This window comes from Ruegeria sp. AN6 (assembly GCF_056540425.1).
In genome coordinates this window covers 13,699-34,051 of sequence record NZ_JBQFWR010000009.1, presented here as the reverse complement: position 1 = coordinate 34,051, position 20,353 = coordinate 13,699, and the positions used below count along the sequence as shown (strand labels likewise).

Below are 20,353 nucleotides of genomic sequence, written 5' to 3'. Positions count from 1 at the left end.
CTGATGGAAGCCTACGCCGAATATTCCCACGCAATTGCGTCATTGGTGATTTTCACCCTGATCGTATTGTTCATGTCGCCGTTTTCGGCGCTCGCAAAAGCCGGCAAGGGGTTGGCACCAGGGGCGACCCCGGATCAGGACTATTCTGACAAGGCTTATCGTTTGAACCGCGCGTATCTGAACGGTACTGAAACGCTGCCTGCGTTTTTGACCGTTACAGTGGCGGCAATCCTGCTGGGTGTCAGCCCGTTCTGGGTGAACCTGCTGGCCTCGGTCGCGCTGTTAGCACGGGTGGCCATGCTGGTGATCCACCTGCGCGGGATCGGCAAACCGCATAGCGGGGTTCGCTCTGTGTCTTATGTAGTTGGGTGGGCCTGCATGGCCGTTCTCGGCCTTATGGCATTGGTGGCTGCGTTTTGATCCAGCCCGACGGATATCACTTGGCCGAATTGAATGTTGGTCGTCTGTTGGCACCTACCGACGATCCACGCGTGGCCGAGTTTATGGCCAACCTGGACCGCGTTAACGGACTCGGCAAGCGGATGCCGGGCTTTGTCTGGATGATGGAAGGTTCAGGTGAACCAGGAACCGGAAATACCGAAAACAGCATCGGAAGCGATCCGCAGTTCGTCGCAAATCTAACGGTCTGGGAAGATGTCGCCAGCCTTGAGAAGTTTGTTTGGGGTACCATCCACAAGCAGTTCTACGAACGTCGGCAAGAATGGTTCGAAATACTCGGCGAGCAACATTTTGTCATGTGGTGGGTGCCCAAAGGTCACCAGCCTAGTTTGGAAGAAGCGCTGGCACGACTAGAGACGTTGCGCACAAAAGGTGCGAGCGAAAGTGCCTTTGGATGGGCAGAATTGAAACTGGCCAGCAAGTGGCGCGACCACCGTTGCGTTCAGGTCGCGGCAGAGTAAGGGGATGGTGATGGACACGATATCCCAGACGCACCGGCAGATACCGCATGCGCCAGCCACGATGCAGGAGTGGTCATGATGGCGAAACGAGGAATTTTGGTGATGTCGGTTTTGGTGGGGGCACTGCTCTCCGCCTGCGGAGAGGCGCCATCACAGGCGACGCGGGTTGCGTTTGACGGCATTTATTTCAGGGCCAGCGCGAAACACGTGGACAAGAGAACCACACCTTCCGAGTTTACCGTGACAGTAAACGGCGTTTCGCAATCGTTCGACGGTGCGCGTGAAGCTGGCCGCTACGAAGCCACCAAGTTCTGCGTGCAGAATTTTGGTTCTTCCAGGATTGCCTGGAAGGTTGGACCGGATACGGAACCGCAAAACCTGCGTATTGAGAACGATAAACTGACCTTTGCCGGACGCTGCCAACGACCATGAGCAACCGTATCGCATATCACGGCAGGACCGGTGGCTTGTTATTGCATAGCAAGCGCGTCGACCATCGTCTTGGGAATCCCAAGACGAAAGGAAATGTTATGTCTTTGATACGACTGGTCGCCGCGATTTGCGTAATATCTTTCCCGGTTCTGGCTGAGGCGAAGCCACCCTTGCGCGAAGTCAAAGAGATCGACAACGAACTCTATTACATCGCGATCGCAAACGAGATTTCGGAGTATTGTCCGTCAATAAGCGGGCGTCGGCTCAAGGCGATTGGTGTCATGTGGGATTTGCGCTCGAAAGCGAACAAACTTGGATATTCGGACAAGGAAATCCGGGCTTATGTGGATTCGGATTCTGAAAAAGATCGTATGCGCGCCAAGGGCGAGAGCTATCTGGCGCAGAACGGCGTATCTTACGAAAATCCCAAAACCTTCTGCGCTTTGGGCAAGAAGGAAATTGAAAGAAACAGCGCCATCGGCGTGTATTTGAGGGCGAACTAGACCATGTCTGACCTCCGCAAAGTCAATATCGACGGACAGGAAATCGAAGTCGATGGCGCGATGACACTGATCCAAGCCTGTGAGCAGGCCGGGGTCGAGGTGCCGCGCTTTTGCTATCACGAGCGTCTGTCGATTGCCGGGAACTGCCGGATGTGTCTGGTCGAGGTCGTTGGCGGCCCGCCGAAACCTGCGGCCTCCTGCGCGATGCAGGTACGCGACTTGCGTCCGGGTCCGGAAGGGCAGGCACCTGTGGTCAAGACAAACTCACCCATGGTCAAGAAGGCCCGCGAAGGGGTGATGGAGTTTCTGCTGATCAACCACCCGCTGGATTGCCCGATCTGCGATCAGGGCGGTGAGTGTGACCTGCAGGATCAGGCGATGGCCTATGGTCTGTCAGGCACACGCTTCAAAGAAGCCAAGCGTGCCGTGGATGATCTGGACCTTGGCCCGCTGGTTGGCACCGCAATGACGCGCTGCATCAGCTGTACCCGCTGCGTGCGTTTCACAACCGAGGTTGCTGGGATTACCCAAATGGGCCAGACCGGGCGAGGGGAAGATGCCGAGATCACGTCGTATCTAAACCAGACTCTCGACTCGAACCTGCAGGGCAACATCATCGATCTGTGCCCTGTCGGGGCGCTGACTTCGAAGCCGTATGCCTTCACCGCCCGCCCTTGGGAACTGACCAAGACCGAAAGCATCGATGTCATGGATGCCATGGGCTCGAACATCCGCGTGGATACCAAAGGCCGTGAAGTGATGCGCTTCTTGCCGCGCAATCATGATGGTGTGAACGAGGAATGGATCAGCGACAAGACCCGCTTTGTCTGGGATGGTCTGCGCCGTCAGCGCCTGGATCGGCCTTACGTGCGGGAAAACGGCAAACTACGCCCGGCGTCGTGGCCAGAGGCACTGAACAAAGCCGCCGAGGCGCTGAAAGGGGCTGATAAACCTGCAGGCATCGTGGGCGATCTGGCCCCGGTCGAGGCCGCATTCGCGCTGAAACAGATGATCGAAGGGCAGGGCGGTGTTGTCGAATGTCGCACCGATGGTGCCAAGCTGCCGGCGGGTAACCGTGGGGCATATGCCGGTACAGCCGCGATTGAAGATATCGACAGCGCCGAGCGTATCCTTCTGGTTGGCACCAATCCACGTGATGAAGCGCCGGTTCTGAACGCCCGCATCCGCAAGGCATGGGCACACGGTGCCGAGGTGGCCTTGGTCGGGCCCGCCATCGATCTGACCTACGAGTATCACCATGTAGGCGACGACCGTGCTGCGCTGCAAACCGTCGTTGATATGGGTGGCAATGATGAGATCAAGAGCAAGCGCTCTCTGGTCATCGTCGGGCAAGGCGCGCTGCAAGAGGCTGATGGCTCTGCCGTTCTGGCCGCCGCACAAACCATTGCAAGCAATACCGAAAGTGGGCTTATCGTTCTGCACACCGCAGCATCGCGCGTGGGTGCCATGGATGTGGATGCGACCAGCGAAGGCGGCATGGATGCGGTAAGCGCGGCCGATGTGATCTATAATCTCGGCGCCGATGAGGTCGAGATCGGCGAGGGCGCATTTGTGATCTATCAGGGCAGTCACGGCGATCGTGGAGCGCACCGCGCCGATGTGATACTGCCGGGTGCGGCTTACACAGAAGAAAACGGCCTGTTCGTCAACACGGAAGGTCGACCTCAACTCGCGATGCGTGCAGGATTCGCCCCGGGTGAGGCCAAGGAGAACTGGGCCATCCTGCGTGCCCTTTCTGCCGAGCTTGGTGCAACACTGCCCTACGACTCTCTGGCGCAACTGCGCACTGTTCTGATCGAAGCGGTTCCGCATCTGGCGCGTATCGATGAAGTGATCGAGAATGACGTTCGGGCTCTGGACGCAGGCCCGTTGGGCAAGGCGACATTCCGCAATGCCGTCAAAGATTTCTATCTAACCAACCCGATAGCACGCGCCTCGCAACTGATGGCCGAGCTATCGGCACAAGCGCAGGCCCGCAAGACTGAGAAGATTGCGGCGGAATGAACCAGACACGTTTCATATCGCAGACAAACGCGGTGCCCGGGTGGCAGTTAGCCGCGCCGGAATTGCGTGTGAAATTGAAGATTAAGGGTGGCGTAAAGACGGCAGATGCTGTTTACACCAACGCGCCGACCCAGCCGCAGATTGCGCAGGCAACTGGCCTTTGCATCGCACGCGGAAAACGGAATACCCACGGTGTGAGGACCAATGGCTGAATTCTTTAACACCCCAGGCGGAATAGCCATCATTATTCTGGCGCAAGTGCTTGCAGTTGTGGCCTTTGTGATGATCTCGCTGTTGTTCCTCGTTTACGGCGACCGCAAGATCTGGGCAGCGGTCCAGATGCGCCGTGGACCCAACGTGGTGGGCGTCTACGGATTGCTGCAATCGGTGGCAGATGCCCTAAAATATGTGGTCAAAGAGGTTGTTATACCCGCCGGTGCCGACCGCACGGTGTTTATCCTCGCACCATTGACCAGTTTTGTTCTGGCGATGATCGCCTGGGCGGTGATTCCGTTCAACGATGGCTGGGTTCTGTCGGATATCAATGTCGCCATACTCTATGTCTTTGCCGTGTCCTCGCTGGAAGTTTATGGCGTTATTATGGGCGGTTGGGCGTCGAACTCAAAGTACCCATTCCTGGGATCGCTGCGCTCAGCCGCGCAGATGATTTCATACGAAGTGTCCATCGGCCTGATCATCATTGGCATCATCATTTCGACCGGTTCGATGAACTTCGGTGATATCGTTCGCGCGCAGGATGGCTCGTTTGGCTTCTTCAGCTGGTACTGGTTGCCGCATTTCCCGATGGTATTCCTGTTCTTCATCTCGGCGCTGGCCGAGACCAACCGGCCACCCTTCGACCTTCCCGAAGCGGAATCGGAGTTGGTTGCCGGTTACCAGGTCGAATACTCAGCCACACCTTTCTTGCTGTTCATGGCCGGTGAGTACATCGCTATCTTCCTGATGTGCGCCCTGACCACGCTGCTGTTCTTCGGCGGCTGGCTGTCGCCGATCCCGGGCTTGCCCGATGGCGTGTTGTGGATGGTCGCTAAGATGGCGTTCTTCTTCTTCATCTTCGCGATGGTCAAGGCCATTACCCCCCGCTACCGCTATGACCAGCTGATGCGGCTGGGCTGGAAAGTATTCCTGCCGTTCTCACTGGCTTGGGTGGTCTTCGTGGCCTTCGCAGCGAAATTCGACTGGTTCTGGGGTGCGTTCGCCCGTTGGAGCGTAGGAGGCTGATATGACACAAATCGACTACACCCGCGCTGCCAAATACTTCCTTTTGCAGGACTTCTGGGTCGGTATGAAGCTGGGGCTAAAGTATTTCTTCGCCCCCAAAGCCACCGTGAACTATCCGCACGAAAAAGGACCTCTGTCGCCGCGTTTCCGGGGTGAACACGCCCTGCGCCGCTATCCGAATGGCGAGGAACGCTGCATCGCCTGCAAACTTTGCGAGGCGATCTGCCCGGCTCAAGCCATTACCATCGACGCCGAACCGCGCGAAGACGGCAGCCGCCGCACAACGCGATATGACATCGACATGACCAAATGCATCTATTGCGGCTTCTGTCAGGAAGCCTGCCCGGTCGATGCCATCGTCGAAGGCCCGAATTTTGAATTCGCCACGGAAACCCGCGAAGAGCTGTTCTACGACAAGGAAAAACTGCTTGACAACGGCGAACGTTGGGAAGCCGAGATCGCTCGCAATCTGGAAATGGACGCGCCGTACCGATGAGCGATAGCCCGAAAAATCCGTTTGAGCTGATGATGAAGCAGGCTCAGGACATGGCCAAGGCGATGAACCCGGCGATGGAGAGTTTCTCGCCCAAAGGGTTCGAGGCGCTGTGGCCGACCATGCCGAAAGAGGTCATGGAGATGATGTTCGGCAACACGGTCAACAAAGACGGTCTGGACGCCAAGACCCGCCTGCTGCTGACGCTGGCCGGGCTGACCTGTCAGGGCGCTCAGGCGGATTCGGCGGTGCGCCAGACAGTGCGCCACGCTTTGGAAGCGGGCGCAAAGAAACAAGAGATCGTAGAAACGATCGGTCAGATGTCGGTCTTTGCCGGCATCCCGGCCATGACCCGTGCGCTGGATCTGGCGCAAGAGGTCATGGGCGACAACGAGGATGAGGATCAATGACCGTCTTTGCCTTCTATCTGTTTGCCATCAGCGCCATCACCGGCGGACTGTTCACTGTGATCAGCCGTCAGCCGGTGCACTCGGTGCTTTGGCTGATCCTGTCCTTCCTGTCCTCGGCTGGGCTGTTCGTGCTGTTGGGGGCCGAGTTCGTGGCGATGCTGCTGATCATCGTCTACGTGGGCGCGGTCGCGGTGCTGTTCCTCTTCGTGGTTATGATGCTGGACGTGGACTTTGCCGAGCTGAAGGCCGAGATGGCGCGCTATATGCCGTTGGCCTTGCTGATCGGTCTGGTCATTCTGATGCAGTTCGTCATGGCCTTTGGCGCATGGGATAGCGCTCAGGGCGCGGCGGCCAATCTGGTGCAGCCGGTCCCGATCGACCGCCACAACACCGAGGCGCTGGGTGTCATCCTCTATGATCAATACTTCCTTCTGTTCCAATTGGCGGGGCTGATCCTGCTGGTGGCCATGATCGGCGCAATCGTGCTGACGCTGCGCCACCGTCAGGACATCAAGCGTCAGGACATCATCGGCCAGATGATGCGCGACCCGGCCAAAGCGATGGAGTTAAAGGACGTGAAACCAGGGCAGGGGCTATAAGACGATGATCGGACTTGAACACTATCTTACGGTCGCGGCGACGCTGTTTGTCATCGGCATCTTCGGTCTCTTCCTGAACCGCAAGAACGTCATCATCCTACTGATGAGCATCGAACTGATGCTGCTGGCGGTGAATATCAACCTTGTGGCATTTTCCAGTTTCCTCGGCGATCTGGTCGGGCAGGTGTTTACACTGTTCGTGCTGACCGTGGCGGCGGCCGAGGCAGCGATCGGGCTGGCCATTCTGGTCTGCTTCTTCCGCAACCGCGGCACCATCGCGGTTGAAGACGTCAATATGATGAAGGGGTAAGAGAACATGGAAACCACCATCCTCTTTGCCCCGCTGGTGGGCGCGCTGCTCTGCGGGTTTGGCTGGCGCTTTATCGGCGAGAAAGCCGCCATGTGGACCGCAACTGGCCTGCTGCTTCTGGCCTGTCTGCTGTCGTGGATCGTATTCTTCGCGTTCGACGGGGTTACGCAACAGATCGAGATCATGCGCTGGATCGAGAGCGGATCTTTGTCGACAAGCTGGGCTATTCGTCTGGACCGTCTGACGGCGATCATGCTGATCGTGGTGACGACTGTTTCGGCGCTGGTTCACCTCTATTCCTTCGGCTACATGGATCATGATCCGCAGTGGCGCGAAGGCGAAAGCTATAAGCCGCGTTTCTTTGCCTATCTGTCCTTCTTCACCTTCGCCATGCTTATGCTGGTGACGGCGGATAATCTGGTGCAGATGTTCTTTGGCTGGGAAGGCGTGGGCGTCGCCTCATACCTGTTGATCGGCTTCTACTATCGTAAGCCGTCGGCCAATGCCGCTGCAATGAAAGCGTTTATCGTCAACCGTGTCGGTGACTTTGGCTTTGCGCTCGGGATTTTCGCGCTGTTCTTCCTGACGGACAGCATCAACTTCTCGGACATCTTCGCATCCGCTCCTACGTTGGCAGAAGAGAAGCTGCACTTCCTGTGGGGGGAGTGGACCGCCATCGAAGTGATCTGTGTTCTGCTGTTCATCGGCGCGATGGGTAAATCGGCGCAGTTGATCCTACACACCTGGTTGCCCGACGCGATGGAAGGTCCAACGCCTGTATCGGCGCTGATCCACGCGGCGACCATGGTGACTGCGGGTGTGTTCCTGGTTTGCCGTATGTCGCCGCTGATGGAGTTCGCTCCGGGCGCGACCGGGTTCATCACTTTCCTTGGTGCATCGACCGCGTTCTTCGCTGCGACTGTGGGTCTGGTTCAGACCGACATCAAACGCGTCATCGCCTATTCGACCTGTTCTCAGCTGGGATACATGTTCGTGGCCGCTGGCGTCGGCATGTATTCAGCAGCGATGTTCCACCTGCTGACACACGCATTCTTCAAGGCGCTGCTATTCCTTGGTGCAGGCTCGGTCATCCATGCAATGCATCACGAGCAGGAAATGACCGAATATGGTGGCCTGCGGAAGAAGATACCTTATACGTTCTGGGCGATGATGATCGGCACTCTGGCGATTACTGGCGTGGGTATTCCGCTGACCACTTTCGGCTTCGCCGGTTTCCTGTCGAAAGACGCAATTATCGAAAGCGCGTATGCCGGTGGCACAGGATATGCCTTCTGGATGCTGGTCATCGCTGCGATGTTCACCTCGTTCTACAGCTGGCGCCTGATCTTCCTGACCTTCTATGGCGAGGAGCGTGGCGACAAGCATACTCATGAACATGCGCATGAAAGCCCGATGACCATGTTGGTACCGCTGGGCGTGCTGTCGCTGGGTGCAGTGTTTGCCGGGATGATCTGGTACGGCAATTTCTTTGGCCATGCGGACAAGGTGGGCAAGTTCTACGGAATTCCAGTGGCCGAGGCATCAGAGCATGCAGAGGCGGGCGATCACAGCAAAGCGGATTCGCATGGCGAAGATAGCCACGCGAACGACAGCCACGCAGACGATAGCCATGCCGATACCGCCCATGTGGATGACGGGCATGGTGAGAAGGACTCGCATGGCGGCGATCACCACTATGTCTTTGCCGGAGAACCGGGTGAAGGTGCGCTTTATATGGCACCCGACAACCATGTGCTGGACGATGCGCACGCAGCCCCGAAATGGGTCAAGGTCTCACCCTTTGTAGCGATGTTACTCGGGTTCATCGTGGCTTACTGGTTCTACATCGCGAACACCTCGTTGCCTGCACGTTTGGCCGCGAACCAGCGTCCGCTCTACCTGTTCCTGTTGAACAAATGGTACTTTGACGAGATCTACGACGCGATCTTCGTCAAGCCCACCGTGGCGCTTGGCCGGTTCCTGTGGAAGCGCGGCGACGGCAACACGATTGACGGCTTCCTGAATGGGGTCGCGATGGGCGTTGTGCCCTTCTTCACGCGCCTCGCCGGGAAAGCTCAAACCGGTTACATCTTTACTTACGCCTTCTGGATGGTCTTGGGCATCGCCGCTCTTGTCACCTGGATGTCTATCGGCGGAGGCGCTCACTAATGGACAATATCCTATCTATTGTCACCTTCATCCCCGCGATTGCAGCAGGCATTCTGGCCCTGTTCTTGCATGGTGAGGACGTAGCCGCGCAACGCAACGCGAAATGGGTCGCGCTGGTTGCCACAACCGTGACCTTCCTGGTTTCGATCGGCATCTATACCGGCTTTGATCCGTCCAACACCGGCTTCCAGATGGTGGAAGAGGGCGAGTGGCTGCTGGGCCTAAAATACAAGATGGGTGTGGATGGAATCAGCGTTTTGTTTGTACTGCTGACCACCTTCATCATGCCGCTGACCATTCTTGCCAGCTGGAACGTCACGGATCGAGTCAAAGAATACATGATCGCCTTCCTGCTGCTGGAAACGCTTATGCTGGGCGTGTTTATGGCGCTGGACCTGGTGCTGTTCTACCTGTTCTTCGAGGCGGGCCTGATCCCGATGTTCCTGATCATTGGTATCTGGGGTGGCAAAGACCGGATTTATGCCAGCTTCAAGTTCTTCCTCTACACCTTCCTTGGCTCGGTGCTGATGCTGGTGGCGATGGTTGCCATGTATGCGGATGCGGGCACCACGGATATCGAGGCGCTGATGAGCCATCAGTTCTCGTCGGAAGGGTTCAGCGTGCTGGGATTCTATATCGTCGGCGGCATGCAGACGCTGATGTTCCTAGCCTTCTTCGCGTCGTTCGCGGTGAAGATGCCGATGTGGCCGGTGCATACCTGGCTGCCGGATGCGCACGTTCAGGCTCCGACTGCAGGCTCTGTCGTTCTTGCTGCGATCCTGCTGAAGATGGGCGGCTATGGCTTCCTGCGGTTCAGCCTGCCGATGTTCCCGGTGGGTTCGGCTGTGATGACGGACGTAGTGCTGTGGATGTCGGCGATAGCGGTTGTCTACACCTCTCTGGTCGCGCTGGTGCAGGAAGATATGAAAAAGCTGATTGCCTATTCCTCGGTCGCACATATGGGCTTTGTGACCATGGGTATCTTTGCAGCGAACCAGCAGGGCATTGACGGCGCGATCTTCCAGATGCTCAGCCACGGGTTCATCTCGGCCGCACTCTTCCTGTGTGTCGGCGTTATCTATGACCGAATGCACACCCGCGATATTGAGGCGTATGGCGGTTTGGTAATCCGGATGCCCGCCTATGCGCTGGTCTTCATGTTGTTCACCATGGCAAATGTTGGCTTGCCGGGTACGTCCGGATTCATAGGAGAATTCCTGACCCTGATGGGCACCTTCCAGGTCAACACATGGGTAACGGCTGTGGCCGCGACCGGTGTGATCTTCTCGGCCGGCTATGCACTTTGGCTGTACCGCCGTGTGGTATTCGGCGACCTGATCAAGGAAAGCCTAAAGGCCATCACCGACATGAGCTCGCGCGAGCGGCTGATCTTTGCGCCACTGATCGTGATGACCATTCTGCTGGGGGTTTATCCTTCGCTGGTGACCGATGTGATCGGCAACTCGACGGCTGCGTTGATTTCGAACTATGACACGGCTCTGGCCGCGGCTGAGGCCGTGAACCAGACAGCCGCATCGCATTAAGGAGGCTTTGGAGACATGATCCAGGCTGATCTGACAATTATCCTGCCGGAAATCGTTCTGGCGATCTATGCGATGGCGGCGCTGATCGGGGCTGTCTACACAACAAAAGATGGGCTGGCACCGGTGTTGGTCTGGTCAACGGCAGGGCTTATGGCGTTGTTGGCGATCTGGATCGCGACCAATGGCGATGGCACGAACATTGCTTTCAACGGCATGTTCGTGGATGACGGATTTGCCCGGTTTGCAAAAGTTGCAATCCTTCTCTCTGCAGCCGCAGTCCTGCTGATGAGTCAGGATTACATGGCACGCCGTGGTCTGTTGCGTTTTGAATATCCGCTTCTTGTGGCTCTGGCCGCTGTTGGCATGATGATGATGGTCAGCGCGGGCGATCTGATGTCGCTTTATATGGGCCTCGAGTTGCAATCGCTGTCACTTTACGTTGTAGCCGCGCTGCGTCGGGACAGTGCCAAATCGACCGAGGCGGGACTGAAGTATTTTGTTCTGGGCGCGCTCAGTTCTGGCCTGCTGCTTTACGGCGCGTCGCTGGTCTATGGCTTTACCGGAACGACTTTGTTCTCGGGCATCATCCAGACCGTGCATCACGACGACGTATCACTCGGCCTGCTATTTGGCCTTGTTTTGCTGATATCGGGCCTTGCATTCAAAGTCTCTGCCGTGCCGTTCCACATGTGGACACCGGATGTGTATGAAGGCTCACCGACACCCATTACCGCGTTCTTCGCCACTGCCCCGAAAGTGGCCGCGATGGCCCTGTTCGCGCGTGTTTTGCACGATGCCTTTGGCGGGGTTGTCAAAGACTGGCAGCAGGTGATCGTTCTGTTGTCAGTCCTGTCGATGCTGCTGGGTGCGGTCGCGGCGATTGGGCAGCGTGACATCAAGCGCCTGATGGCGTTCTCTTCGATTGCACATATGGGCTATGCCCTGATTGGTCTGGCCGCTGGTACCGAGATGGGCGTCAAGGCCATGCTGATGTATCTGGCAATCTATGTGACGATGAACATCGGCACATTCGCCTTCATCTTGATGATGGAGCGTGATGGCAAGCCAGTGACGGATATCGATGCATTGCGTCAGTATTCAAAACGTGACCCCGGGAAAGCTCTGGCTGTTCTGATCCTGATGTTCAGCCTTGCGGGCGTGCCCCCGATGCTGGGCTTTTTCGCCAAGTTTGGCGTCTGGCAAGCTGGTGTAGAGGCCGGGTTGACCGGTCTGGTTATTGCCTCGGCAATCGCTTCGGTCATCGGTGCGTTCTATTACTTGCGGATCGTGTTCTACATGTATTTCGGGGCTGAGAACGAGGACCCGATCGAAACGCGATCGTCACCAGTTCTGTGGGGCGCTCTGATGGGGTCTGCCGCGCTGATGCTGATCGGTGTGTTTTATCAGTTCGGAATCGAAGGCGCTGCAGCTGCGGCGGCGACAACGCTTGTCAACTGATCTTGGTTCCGTAAACAGAAAGGGGCTCGGTCACTGTACCGGGCCTTTTTGACATGAGTGATTGGCCGCAAGGATACGGGCTGCATGTACTGCAGGAGGTGGACAGCACCCTAAACGAAGCCGCGCGACTCGCGCCGACCGCCTCGGGACCCGTCTGGATTTTGGCGCATCGCCAGACCGCAGCGCGCGGTCGGCGTGGTCGTGCCTGGACCAACCCCAAGGGCAATCTGGCCGCGACCTTGCTGATGCGACCGCCTGGAGATCCGGAACAAGCCGCGCTTCGCAGTTTCGTCGCGGCCCTCGCACTTTACGATGCCTGCGTCGCGGTGACCGGTCGAGCGGCGGGTCTGTCACTGAAGTGGCCTAACGATGTGTTGCTCAACGGTGGCAAGCTGGCTGGCATCTTGCTGGAAAGCACTGGGCAGGGACGAGGTGTTTCGCATCTGGCAATCGGCATTGGCGTCAATCTGTCCGAGGCTCCCACCGCTGGCAGCGTCGAACCCGGCGCCGTGCGGCCGGTGTCGTTGCTGTCGGAAACCGGTTCCCATGTCACGCCTGAGGATTTTCTGGCAGAACTGGCTTCGGCCTATGCCCACTATGAAACCCAGTTCATGACGTATGGGTTCGATCCGATCCGCACCGCGTGGCTCTCTCGCGCAGCACGGCTGGGCGAGGTTATTACCGCGCGTACCGCAACGTCCGAGACGGTAGGAACCTTCGAAACGGTAGACGCGGGTGGCAGCCTTGTCCTAAACACCGCCAAGGGCCGTGTCAGCATTCCTGCCGCGGACGTCTATTTCTAAAGGGGGCACAAATGCTTCTGGCGATTGATTGCGGCAATACCAACACCGTTTTCTCGATCTGGGATGGCGAGAAATTTCTGTGCACCCTGCGCACCTCAACCCACCACGCGCGAACTGCCGATGCGTATTTCACGTGGTATTCGACATTGGTAAAGCACTACGGAATTGAGGTGGACATTACAGATGTCATCATCTCTTCGACTGTGCCACGTGTTGTTTTCAACCTGCGGGTCTTTGCAGACCGTTTCTTCGGGTGCCGCCCTCTGGTCGTTGGTAAACCCGACTGCCTGCTGCCCGCCTACCCTCGTGTCGACGAAGGCACGCAAGTCGGACCGGACCGTCTGGTTAATACAGCAGGGGCCTTTGACCGCTTTGGCGGCGATCTGGTCGTGGTGGATTTCGGTACGGCAACGACATTTGATGTCGTCGCTCATGACGGCGCCTATGTTGGCGGAGTTATCGCGCCTGGCGTCAATCTTAGCCTTGAGGCACTGCACCTCGCAGCCGCCGCGCTGCCACATGTAGACATATCGAAGCCACAAAAGGTGATCGGGACCCACACGGTAGAGTGCATTCAATCCGGTGTCTTCTGGGGCTATGTCGGCCTGGTGCGCGAGATCTGCGAGCGTATTAAAGCCGAGGCCGGGGTGCCTATGAAAGTAATCTCGACCGGGGGTCTTGCGCCCCTGTTTCAGCAAGCCGCTGACCTGTTCGACGAGTTTGAGGACGATCTGACGATGCACGGATTGACCGTGATCCATCGCTATAACAAGGAAAATGGCTCAACATGAGCAGTGAACGACTGATCTATCTGCCGCTGGGCGGCGCAGGCGAAATCGGCATGAATGCCTATGTCTATGGCTACGGCAAACCAGGACAAGAGCGGTTGATTCTGGTGGACCTCGGGGTTGCTTTCCCGGACATGGATACCTCGCCCGGCGTTGATCTTATCTTTGCCGATATCACATGGCTGAAGGAGCGTGCCGATCAGCTTGAAGCGGTCTTTGTCACTCATGCGCATGAGGACCACGTCGGAGCGGTCGCGCATTGCTATGAGGCACTGGGTGCCCCTGTTTATGCGCGTGCCTTCACGGCGAATATTGCGCGCCGCAAGATGGAGGAGCATGGTCATCCGACCAAGACGGTGCGAACAGCATCTCCGTGGCCCGAACAGATCAATGCCGGACCATTCACAGTTGGTTTCTTGCCGGTATCGCATTCGATCCCGGAAAGTGCGGGGCTGGTCATCGATACTCCGGCTGGACGCGTTGTGCACACAGGTGATTTCAAACTTGATGCCAACCCAATTGTGGGTGAGCCGTTTGATCCTGACTTGTGGTCCGAGGTGGCCAAGTCGGGTGTCAAAGCGTTGGTGTGTGACAGTACTAACGTCTTTTCATCCCACCCCGGCCGCTCGGAATCCGAGGTCGGACCTGAAATCACGCAGCTGGTGCAGGATGCCAATGGCATGGTTATCGCAACCACATTTGCATCGAACGTGGCGCGCGTGAAAACGCTTGCCGAGGCTGGCCAGAAGGCTGGGCGTTCGGTCGTATTGCTGGGCCGTGCGATGCGCCGGATGATCGAGGCGGCGACTGAAACGGGCATTCTCAGCGACTTCCCGAAAGTCATAAGCGCGGAAGAGGCGCTGGATATCCCGCGCGCAAACCTGATGCTGATTGTGACTGGCAGTCAGGGAGAACGCCGTGCGGCCAGCGCCCAACTGGCGCGCGGTAACTATCGCGGGCTTGAGGTGAAAGAGGGGGATCTGTTCCTGTTCTCGTCCAAGACTATCCCAGGAAACGAACGCGGTGTGATCCGCATTATGAACCAGCTCAGTGAAAAGGGCGTGGATGTGGTCGATGACAGCTCAGGGCTGTATCACGTCTCGGGTCACGCGAACCGGCCTGATCTGGAAAAGGTTCATGCTCTGGTTGATCCGCAAATGGTCATCCCGATGCACGGCGAGCACCGCCATTTGCGTGAACATGCCAAACTGGCCGAGGCGGGTGGCAGGACCGGAATTTTGGCCGTGAATGGCACCATGTTGGACCTGACCGGAAATGCTCCGAAAGTGGTAGACTACATCGAGACGGGCCGGACCTATCTGGATGGTACGGTCAAGATAGGCGCATTGGATGGTGTTGTGCGTGACCGTATCCGCATGGCATTGAATGGCCATATCACAATCACAGTCATTCTGGACGAAGAAGACGAACCGTTGGGCGAGCCATGGTGCGACACGATGGGACTGCCCGAGATCGGATCGTCCCGTGCCGGTCTGGTCGAGGTGTTGGAAGAAGATTTGAACCAGTTCCTGATGCGCGCTGGCGCAAAAACGCTGCGCGATGACGACAAGCTGGAAGAGGGGTTGCGCCGGATTGCGCGCCAGACCGCCCAAGCTGAGATCGGCAAAAAACCCGAGGTGACGGTAGTCGTCAGCCGGATGCGTTAGCTCGTGTAGGGCATTGGAAAGCCGCGCAATTGCAGGAACAGGCTGGCTTCTTCGTTGTTGAGGAAAAAAGGCACTGCGTCCGGCGGGCTTGGGTCTGCAGCGCGCACGGCGATTTCGGCCAGAACGACTTCGGTGATGAAAGGCAGATCGAATTCGCGCGCCTGGCTGATTTTGACCCACTGCAAATGCGATAACTCGTCCGAAGCATGAGTGAAGTCATCCAGATCGCCTTGAATCGCTTTTGCATCGACCAAAAAGAACCGGGCATCAAACCGGCGTGAGCGACCGGGTGGCGTGACCGCCCGGAACACGAATTGCAGCGCTTCTGCGGAAGGTTGGTAACCCATAGCGGCAAAGCTCTGCCAGTCGTTCGAGGCCTCACCCTGCCATTCGCCCGGTTGCCCAAGGATCAATCCGGTTTCTTCCCACAATTCACGGATCGCGGCAGCCGCCAGTGCATTCTGCAACCCTGGTTCGGATCGCTGTGACAGACGTTCGGAGCAGAGATCGGGTAACTGAGTGCTCAGTGGAACGTGCGCGTCTTCAGGGTCGACTGCACCGCCGGGAAAGACAAATTTGTTTGGCATAAACGCGGCTTTCGCACCACGCTGCCCCATCAGGATCGAGGGATCGCTGAGCCTGTCGCGCAGAACGATGACGGTCGCGGCATTGCGAATGGCGGTTTTGTCCGCGCTCATGCAGATTTGCCGAACCCGTGCATCCGACGCGCCCATTGATATGCGACCACAGCCCCTTTCAAGCGGGGCAGAAGGTACAGCGAGAGGGCAACGCAGGCGATCGAGAAGCCAATTGCCATGACCCAAGGGTCAGGCCGCCAGTGTACGTATGAGACGTGCAGCGCAGGTGCCAGAAGGTGCCCGACGATCAAAATGGTAAGATAGGCCGGGCCATCATCGGCACGGTGGTGAAACAATTCCTGACCGCATTCCGAGCAACTATCATTCACCTTGAGATAGCTGTGCAACAGTTTGCCTTCCCCGCAATTCGGGCATTTGCAACGAAACCCACGGATCAGTGCGGGTTTGGTCGGGCGGTCGTCCTCGACCGCAGTGTCGATAGTCTGATCAGTCATTTAAATCTCGCGCTTTTCTATTCGGGCGATATAGGCCGTTTCGAACCCGTCGGAAAAGGGGGGTGCGTCGCTTTGTGGCGACTCCTGACAGCGTATCAGCAACTGATCGAATTTCAAACATGACGAAAAAAGTTGTGCGCGATGCGACGGAAAGCTGCCCGGGCTGCGTTTTAAGAAGTATCAACAGCGGCAAGGTGCCGCGAAATTCAGGGAACTTTGTAATGAAAACCAAAACTTTCATCTCCGCCATCGTTCTTGCGGCAGTTGCAGTATCCGGCAGCTCAGCACTGGCCAAAGGGCCGCGTCCGACGTTTCAGGAACTGGATGCCGACGGAGACGGGCAGGTAACGCAGGCCGAGATCGCGGCGCATCGCAACCAGAAGTTCACGACCGCGGACACGGACGGAGACGGGCAGCTGAGCGTTGAGGAAATGCAGGCAGCAACACAGGCGAAAGCCGGCGAGCGTGTCTCTAAGATGTTTGAGAAGCACGATGCTAACTCCGATGGTTTCCTCAGCGAAGATGAATTGCCGAAACCGCGCCGTGCCTCCAAGATGTTCGAGCGTATCGACGCCGATGGGAACGGATCGATATCAGAACAGGAATATGCGGATGCGAAAGACAGGATGGGTCGGAAACACAAGCGGCACCAGAAGTCGGACACAGACAACAACTGATACGGGATGGAGGATCTGACCTCTTACCCAAACGAGGCGCACGGCGGTTTTTCTGCTGTGCCCGAGCCCAGCGACGAGGAGTTGTTGGGCCGGTTTGCTGGTGGCAATGCGGCTGCGGCCCGTCTGCTGACCGGACGGCTTGGACCGCGCAGCTATTCCGTGGCCTTGCGAATGTTGGGAAATCAGGCGGAAGCCGAAGATGTGACACAAGAGGCGATGATGCGTCTTTGGAAGATGGCGCCCGACTGGGTGCCGGGACAGGCGCAGATTTCGACCTGGCTTTATCGTGTGACATTGAACCTGTGCCTGGATCTGCGCCGAAGAAATCGGCCTGATGCGCTCGAAAATGTTGCCGAGCCAGAAGACGAATCCGCCAGCGTGGTTGATCGGATGCAAGATACCGAGCGTAAGGATGCGTTGCAGGCGGCATTGGATCAGTTGCCGGATCGGCAACGGCAAGCGGTAGTTCTGCGGCATATCGAAGAGTTGTCCAACCCTGAAATCGCAGGGATTATGGATATCTCGGTTGAGGCGGTTGAAAGCCTGACTGCGCGTGGAAAACGATCACTGGCCGCACTACTTGCGGGGCGTCGGGATGAACTGGGGTACGAACATGGCTGATCATGACAAAAAACTCGAACACCTGTTTGCGCAAGCGCGCGACGCTCGGGATGCGTTCCCGGACAATCTTGCCGTCCGAATTGAAACCGATGCAGAGGCGGTTCGGTTGGCTCGATCCGCACGCAAACGGCGTCGAACATGGCGGGACCGGATGAATGTCATCGGCGGCTGGCATGGGGTAAGTGGCCTTGTGGCCGCAAGTGCAGCTGGCATCTGGATCGGGTTTTCTGCGCCTGCTTTTCTACCTGACCCTGCAGACTATTTTGTCTCGCAGGATGCAACCTATCTGATGGCTGATCTCAACTTAGATGAAAACTATCTGGAGGACGCGGAATGAGCGATAATCCTGCACCCAAACGCAAATGGATGCCTGTTCTGCTGATCGCTTCGCTTGCTCTGAACCTGCTGATTGCAGGAGTCGTCCTGGGTACAGCCTTGCGTTTCAAAGGCAGTGATCGTGCCGCCATACCGCCAGGATTTGGCCCAGCATTGTATTATGCCCTGCCCAAATCTGATCGCAAATCTCTCAAAGGTGAATTGTCAGATCTGCGTGGCAAAGGATCGCATCGACGCAAACAGGATTTTGGTGCGCTTAGCCAGGCCTTGCGAGCCATGCCATTTGATCCGTCTGCGGTTGAAGATTTGCTTGAGAAGCAGGCGCAGGCTACGGCAGAACTGCAAACAGCGCTGCACCAGCAATGGCTTGCGCAAGTCACGCAAATGAGCGCGGAAGAGCGGGTCAAATATGCAGATCGGCTGGAGGAGGTCGTCAGACGTGGCCCTGGTAAACACAAGAAACGAAACTAACTCGTCAGGCTGCTGAACTACGGATATGCACCTGGTTGCGACCCGCATTTTTCGCCGCATAAAGAGCTTGGTCGGCTGAACGGAACAACTGACCGACGGCATTTCCGCGATCTGCAATATTCAGATCAGGTGAGGAACACCATTTTACGCCTACGCTGATCGTGACCGAGGTCAATACGGATTCGTCGGGCAGGCAAAACGGTTTGTTGCAAATGCTTTCGCAGATCATGTCCGCGTGTTTTAACGCCTGCTCTGCCGAGCAATGAGGAAGCCCAATCATGAATTCCTCTCCACCAATGCGTGCGACAAAGCCGGCCTTTCCTGTTGCTGCCTGAAGCCTGCGCGCTGTTTCTGTCAGAACGATGTCACCGCCAGCGTGACCAAAACGATCATTAATCGCCTTGAAGTGATCTAAATCCGCCAGCATCAGTGCAAACCCACGCCCTGTTTTCAAGGCCTGGTGGGCGATCTGATCAAGTGCCCTCATGGCGAAACGACGATTGTGTAACCCTGTCAGGGGATCGGTCAGCGATTCGGACAGATACTTACGTATCGACGCGCGCAATTTGTCGTCGCGGGTTTTGCGGGCGATCTGGGTATCGAGTCGGAGCGAGATTTCGTCCGGGTGGAACCCTCCCATGCAACTTGCATCCGCCCCTTTATCCAAAGCCTCGGCGGCGAGGGTCGCATCCTCGTTTGACAGAACGCCGATTAATACGGTGTTTCGGGTGGCGCTTCGGGATTTTAGATCGGCCAGGATGTGCCCTCCTGATCCGCCGGGCGCAAGCTCGACGACAATGGCATCAGGAGCAGGTTCAGAGAAAACGCCGTGCAGATCGGGTAAAGTGTAATTGGACAGGCGGTATCGTGTTTGCTGTGCCAACGCACTACCCCATAGCGCTCCGGCGCGTGGGGTCTGGGTCAACAGCGCAATCTGCGCGATCGCAGGTGGCGCAAGCGGTGTCTGTGCCGCCTCACCAAAACCAATGGATTGGTTGGCGTCCCTAAGACTCAGTTCCTGCCGATCGGCACGTGAGCGCAACAGGCTGCGAACACGCGCGAGAAGCAAAGTATCCTTAAATGGGTAACCCAGCACGTCGTCTAAACCATCCGATAAGGCCTTTAATCGCGCCGCCCTATCATTTTGCGGTGTGATGGCAACAATCGGTATATCAGCCAAATTGGGATCAACCGCCATTAACTTCTTAACATCCGAGGCGGTCCCGTCGGGCAAGGTTTGGGCGGTCAAAATCAAGTCAGGACGCGTGCGCCTTAGTAAAGCACCCAACCCGGCCAGCTTTTCCCCTTGTACAACATGATACCAAGCCGCGGTGAGCTGGACCTTAAGCATAATGCGATTGGTCGAGACCCCGTCGAGGACCAATATGGTACCCTGTACAGACATTGCCGTTCACCGTTAGATTGCATGCGCTACCAAAGTGTTTATGAGTCTGGTTAACAAACCCTTTCCAAGAGCGTCGTCGGGGCCAGATAATGCCGATCTCTGTCCATTCTGCTGAAACATTGGCCCTGAGGGTGCTGAATTGGTTGGTTGGAAATGATGAGTTGCTCCCAGTTTTTCTGGGTGCAACCGGCGCTTCCATAGAGGATTTGCGCTCTCGGGCAGGAGAAAGCGAGTTTTTGGGTTCAGTACTGGACTTTCTGGTGCTTGACGATTCCTGGGTGATCGCCTTTTGTGACGCCCATTCCGTGCCCTACGAAGAACCGGACCGTGCCCGCGCCGTGTTATCCGGCACTTCTGATATGCACTGGACCTGACCAATAGGAGCCT

The 20,353-nt window shown here is 57.1% G+C and carries 25 protein-coding genes; 22 read left to right on the top strand and 3 right to left on the bottom strand.

Going from position 1 to position 20,353, the window contains the following annotated elements; all coding sequences use genetic code 11:
* The first annotated feature begins 3 nt into the window (after positions 1–3).
* The 17 genes from ACR0MQ_RS14600 to ACR0MQ_RS14520 all read left to right on the top strand — a co-directional run bounded on the left by ACR0MQ_RS14600 (position 4) and on the right by ACR0MQ_RS14520 (position 15,363).
* Positions 4–420, top strand: coding sequence for an MAPEG family protein (locus ACR0MQ_RS14600; protein WP_170775690.1), 417 nt, complete (start codon positions 4–6; stop codon positions 418–420).
* Positions 417–920, top strand: coding sequence for a DUF3291 domain-containing protein (locus ACR0MQ_RS14595; RefSeq protein ID WP_480608984.1), 504 nt, complete (start codon positions 417–419; stop codon positions 918–920). The genes ACR0MQ_RS14600 and ACR0MQ_RS14595 overlap by 4 nt, the downstream gene beginning before the upstream one ends.
* Before the next feature lie 75 nt (positions 921–995).
* Positions 996–1,352, top strand: coding sequence for a hypothetical protein (locus tag ACR0MQ_RS14590; RefSeq protein WP_010442767.1), 357 nt, complete (start codon positions 996–998; stop codon positions 1,350–1,352).
* A 98-nt stretch (positions 1,353–1,450) separates the two neighbouring features.
* Positions 1,451–1,855, top strand: a complete 405-nt coding sequence (locus ACR0MQ_RS14585; protein WP_029622146.1) for a DUF5333 domain-containing protein — start codon at positions 1,451–1,453, stop codon at positions 1,853–1,855.
* A gap of 3 nt (positions 1,856–1,858) precedes the next feature.
* Complete coding sequence (gene nuoG / locus ACR0MQ_RS14580; protein WP_480608981.1) at positions 1,859–3,880, top strand: NADH-quinone oxidoreductase subunit NuoG; 2,022 nt, start codon at positions 1,859–1,861, stop codon at positions 3,878–3,880.
* Positions 3,877–4,092 carry a hypothetical protein gene (locus ACR0MQ_RS14575; RefSeq protein WP_010442764.1) on the top strand — a complete coding sequence of 72 codons (216 nt, stop codon included), beginning with the start codon at positions 3,877–3,879 and terminating at the stop codon, positions 4,090–4,092. Before nuoG ends, ACR0MQ_RS14575 begins: the two co-directional genes overlap by 4 nt.
* Positions 4,085–5,122: an NADH-quinone oxidoreductase subunit NuoH gene (gene nuoH, locus ACR0MQ_RS14570; protein ID WP_010442763.1), complete on the top strand. Its 1,038-nt coding sequence runs from the start codon at positions 4,085–4,087 to the stop codon at positions 5,120–5,122. Before ACR0MQ_RS14575 ends, nuoH begins: the two co-directional genes overlap by 8 nt.
* A 1-nt stretch (position 5,123) precedes the next feature.
* Entirely contained in the window at positions 5,124–5,618 is a 495-nt protein-coding gene (gene nuoI, locus ACR0MQ_RS14565; RefSeq protein WP_039524264.1) for an NADH-quinone oxidoreductase subunit NuoI, read from the top strand.
* Positions 5,615–6,025 (top strand): carboxymuconolactone decarboxylase family protein, encoded by a 411-nt coding sequence (locus ACR0MQ_RS14560; RefSeq protein WP_480608977.1) that lies wholly within the window; start codon positions 5,615–5,617, stop codon positions 6,023–6,025. Before nuoI ends, ACR0MQ_RS14560 begins: the two co-directional genes overlap by 4 nt.
* Positions 6,022–6,624, top strand: coding sequence for an NADH-quinone oxidoreductase subunit J (locus tag ACR0MQ_RS14555; protein ID WP_170775699.1), 603 nt, complete (start codon positions 6,022–6,024; stop codon positions 6,622–6,624). The genes ACR0MQ_RS14560 and ACR0MQ_RS14555 overlap by 4 nt, the downstream gene beginning before the upstream one ends.
* Positions 6,625–6,628: 4 nt before the next feature.
* Entirely contained in the window at positions 6,629–6,934 is a 306-nt protein-coding gene (nuoK, locus tag ACR0MQ_RS14550; protein ID WP_005984024.1) for an NADH-quinone oxidoreductase subunit NuoK, read from the top strand.
* Between the two features lie 6 nt (positions 6,935–6,940).
* Positions 6,941–9,103: an NADH-quinone oxidoreductase subunit L gene (gene nuoL, locus ACR0MQ_RS14545; RefSeq protein WP_480608975.1), complete on the top strand. Its 2,163-nt coding sequence runs from the start codon at positions 6,941–6,943 to the stop codon at positions 9,101–9,103.
* A complete protein-coding gene (locus tag ACR0MQ_RS14540; RefSeq protein ID WP_480608972.1) occupies positions 9,103–10,647 on the top strand; it encodes an NADH-quinone oxidoreductase subunit M in 1,545 nt (514 codons plus the stop codon). The genes nuoL and ACR0MQ_RS14540 overlap by 1 nt, the downstream gene beginning before the upstream one ends.
* 15 nt (positions 10,648–10,662) lie before the next feature.
* A complete protein-coding gene (nuoN, locus tag ACR0MQ_RS14535) occupies positions 10,663–12,105 on the top strand; it encodes an NADH-quinone oxidoreductase subunit NuoN (protein WP_170775705.1) in 1,443 nt (480 codons plus the stop codon).
* A gap of 53 nt (positions 12,106–12,158) precedes the next feature.
* Positions 12,159–12,908: a biotin--[acetyl-CoA-carboxylase] ligase gene (locus ACR0MQ_RS14530; protein ID WP_170775707.1), complete on the top strand. Its 750-nt coding sequence runs from the start codon at positions 12,159–12,161 to the stop codon at positions 12,906–12,908.
* An 11-nt stretch (positions 12,909–12,919) separates the two neighbouring features.
* Complete coding sequence (locus ACR0MQ_RS14525) at positions 12,920–13,699, top strand: type III pantothenate kinase (protein ID WP_170476518.1); 780 nt, start codon at positions 12,920–12,922, stop codon at positions 13,697–13,699.
* Positions 13,696–15,363: a ribonuclease J gene (locus ACR0MQ_RS14520; protein ID WP_170775709.1), complete on the top strand. Its 1,668-nt coding sequence runs from the start codon at positions 13,696–13,698 to the stop codon at positions 15,361–15,363. Before ACR0MQ_RS14525 ends, ACR0MQ_RS14520 begins: the two co-directional genes overlap by 4 nt.
* Here ACR0MQ_RS14520 and ACR0MQ_RS14515 read toward each other — a convergent pair.
* Both ACR0MQ_RS14515 and ACR0MQ_RS14510 read right to left on the bottom strand, forming a co-directional pair.
* Positions 15,360–16,061, bottom strand: coding sequence for an NUDIX hydrolase (locus ACR0MQ_RS14515; RefSeq protein WP_480608969.1), 702 nt, complete (start codon positions 16,059–16,061; stop codon positions 15,360–15,362). The genes ACR0MQ_RS14520 and ACR0MQ_RS14515 overlap by 4 nt on opposite strands.
* Positions 16,058–16,456 carry a DUF983 domain-containing protein gene (locus ACR0MQ_RS14510; RefSeq protein ID WP_170476512.1) on the bottom strand — a complete coding sequence of 133 codons (399 nt, stop codon included), beginning with the start codon at positions 16,454–16,456 and terminating at the stop codon, positions 16,058–16,060. The genes ACR0MQ_RS14515 and ACR0MQ_RS14510 overlap by 4 nt, the downstream gene beginning before the upstream one ends.
* 221 nt (positions 16,457–16,677) lie before the next feature.
* On the opposite strand from ACR0MQ_RS14510, the gene ACR0MQ_RS14505 reads away from it, so the two are divergent.
* From ACR0MQ_RS14505 to ACR0MQ_RS14490, 4 genes are read left to right on the top strand one after another with little or no spacing between them, the layout of a single operon-like run.
* The gene (locus tag ACR0MQ_RS14505; RefSeq protein WP_170775713.1) at positions 16,678–17,133 is read left to right on the top strand and encodes an EF-hand domain-containing protein; all 456 of its coding nucleotides are present in this window, start codon (positions 16,678–16,680) and stop codon (positions 17,131–17,133) included.
* Between the two features lie 6 nt (positions 17,134–17,139).
* Positions 17,140–17,754 carry an RNA polymerase sigma factor gene (locus tag ACR0MQ_RS14500; protein ID WP_170775715.1) on the top strand — a complete coding sequence of 205 codons (615 nt, stop codon included), beginning with the start codon at positions 17,140–17,142 and terminating at the stop codon, positions 17,752–17,754.
* Positions 17,747–18,091 carry a hypothetical protein gene (locus ACR0MQ_RS14495; RefSeq protein WP_170775717.1) on the top strand — a complete coding sequence of 115 codons (345 nt, stop codon included), beginning with the start codon at positions 17,747–17,749 and terminating at the stop codon, positions 18,089–18,091. The genes ACR0MQ_RS14500 and ACR0MQ_RS14495 overlap by 8 nt, the downstream gene beginning before the upstream one ends.
* Positions 18,088–18,561 carry a periplasmic heavy metal sensor gene (locus ACR0MQ_RS14490; RefSeq protein WP_170775719.1) on the top strand — a complete coding sequence of 158 codons (474 nt, stop codon included), beginning with the start codon at positions 18,088–18,090 and terminating at the stop codon, positions 18,559–18,561. The genes ACR0MQ_RS14495 and ACR0MQ_RS14490 overlap by 4 nt, the downstream gene beginning before the upstream one ends.
* Before the next feature lie 4 nt (positions 18,562–18,565).
* On the opposite strand, the gene ACR0MQ_RS14485 is transcribed toward ACR0MQ_RS14490, so the two are convergent.
* Positions 18,566–19,966: a diguanylate cyclase gene (locus ACR0MQ_RS14485; protein ID WP_480608963.1), complete on the bottom strand. Its 1,401-nt coding sequence runs from the start codon at positions 19,964–19,966 to the stop codon at positions 18,566–18,568.
* 89 nt (positions 19,967–20,055) lie between these two features.
* Between ACR0MQ_RS14485 and ACR0MQ_RS14480 the strand changes: the two genes are divergently transcribed.
* The gene (locus tag ACR0MQ_RS14480) at positions 20,056–20,340 is read left to right on the top strand and encodes a DUF3572 domain-containing protein (protein WP_170775723.1); all 285 of its coding nucleotides are present in this window, start codon (positions 20,056–20,058) and stop codon (positions 20,338–20,340) included.
* Positions 20,341–20,353 lie beyond the last annotated feature (13 nt).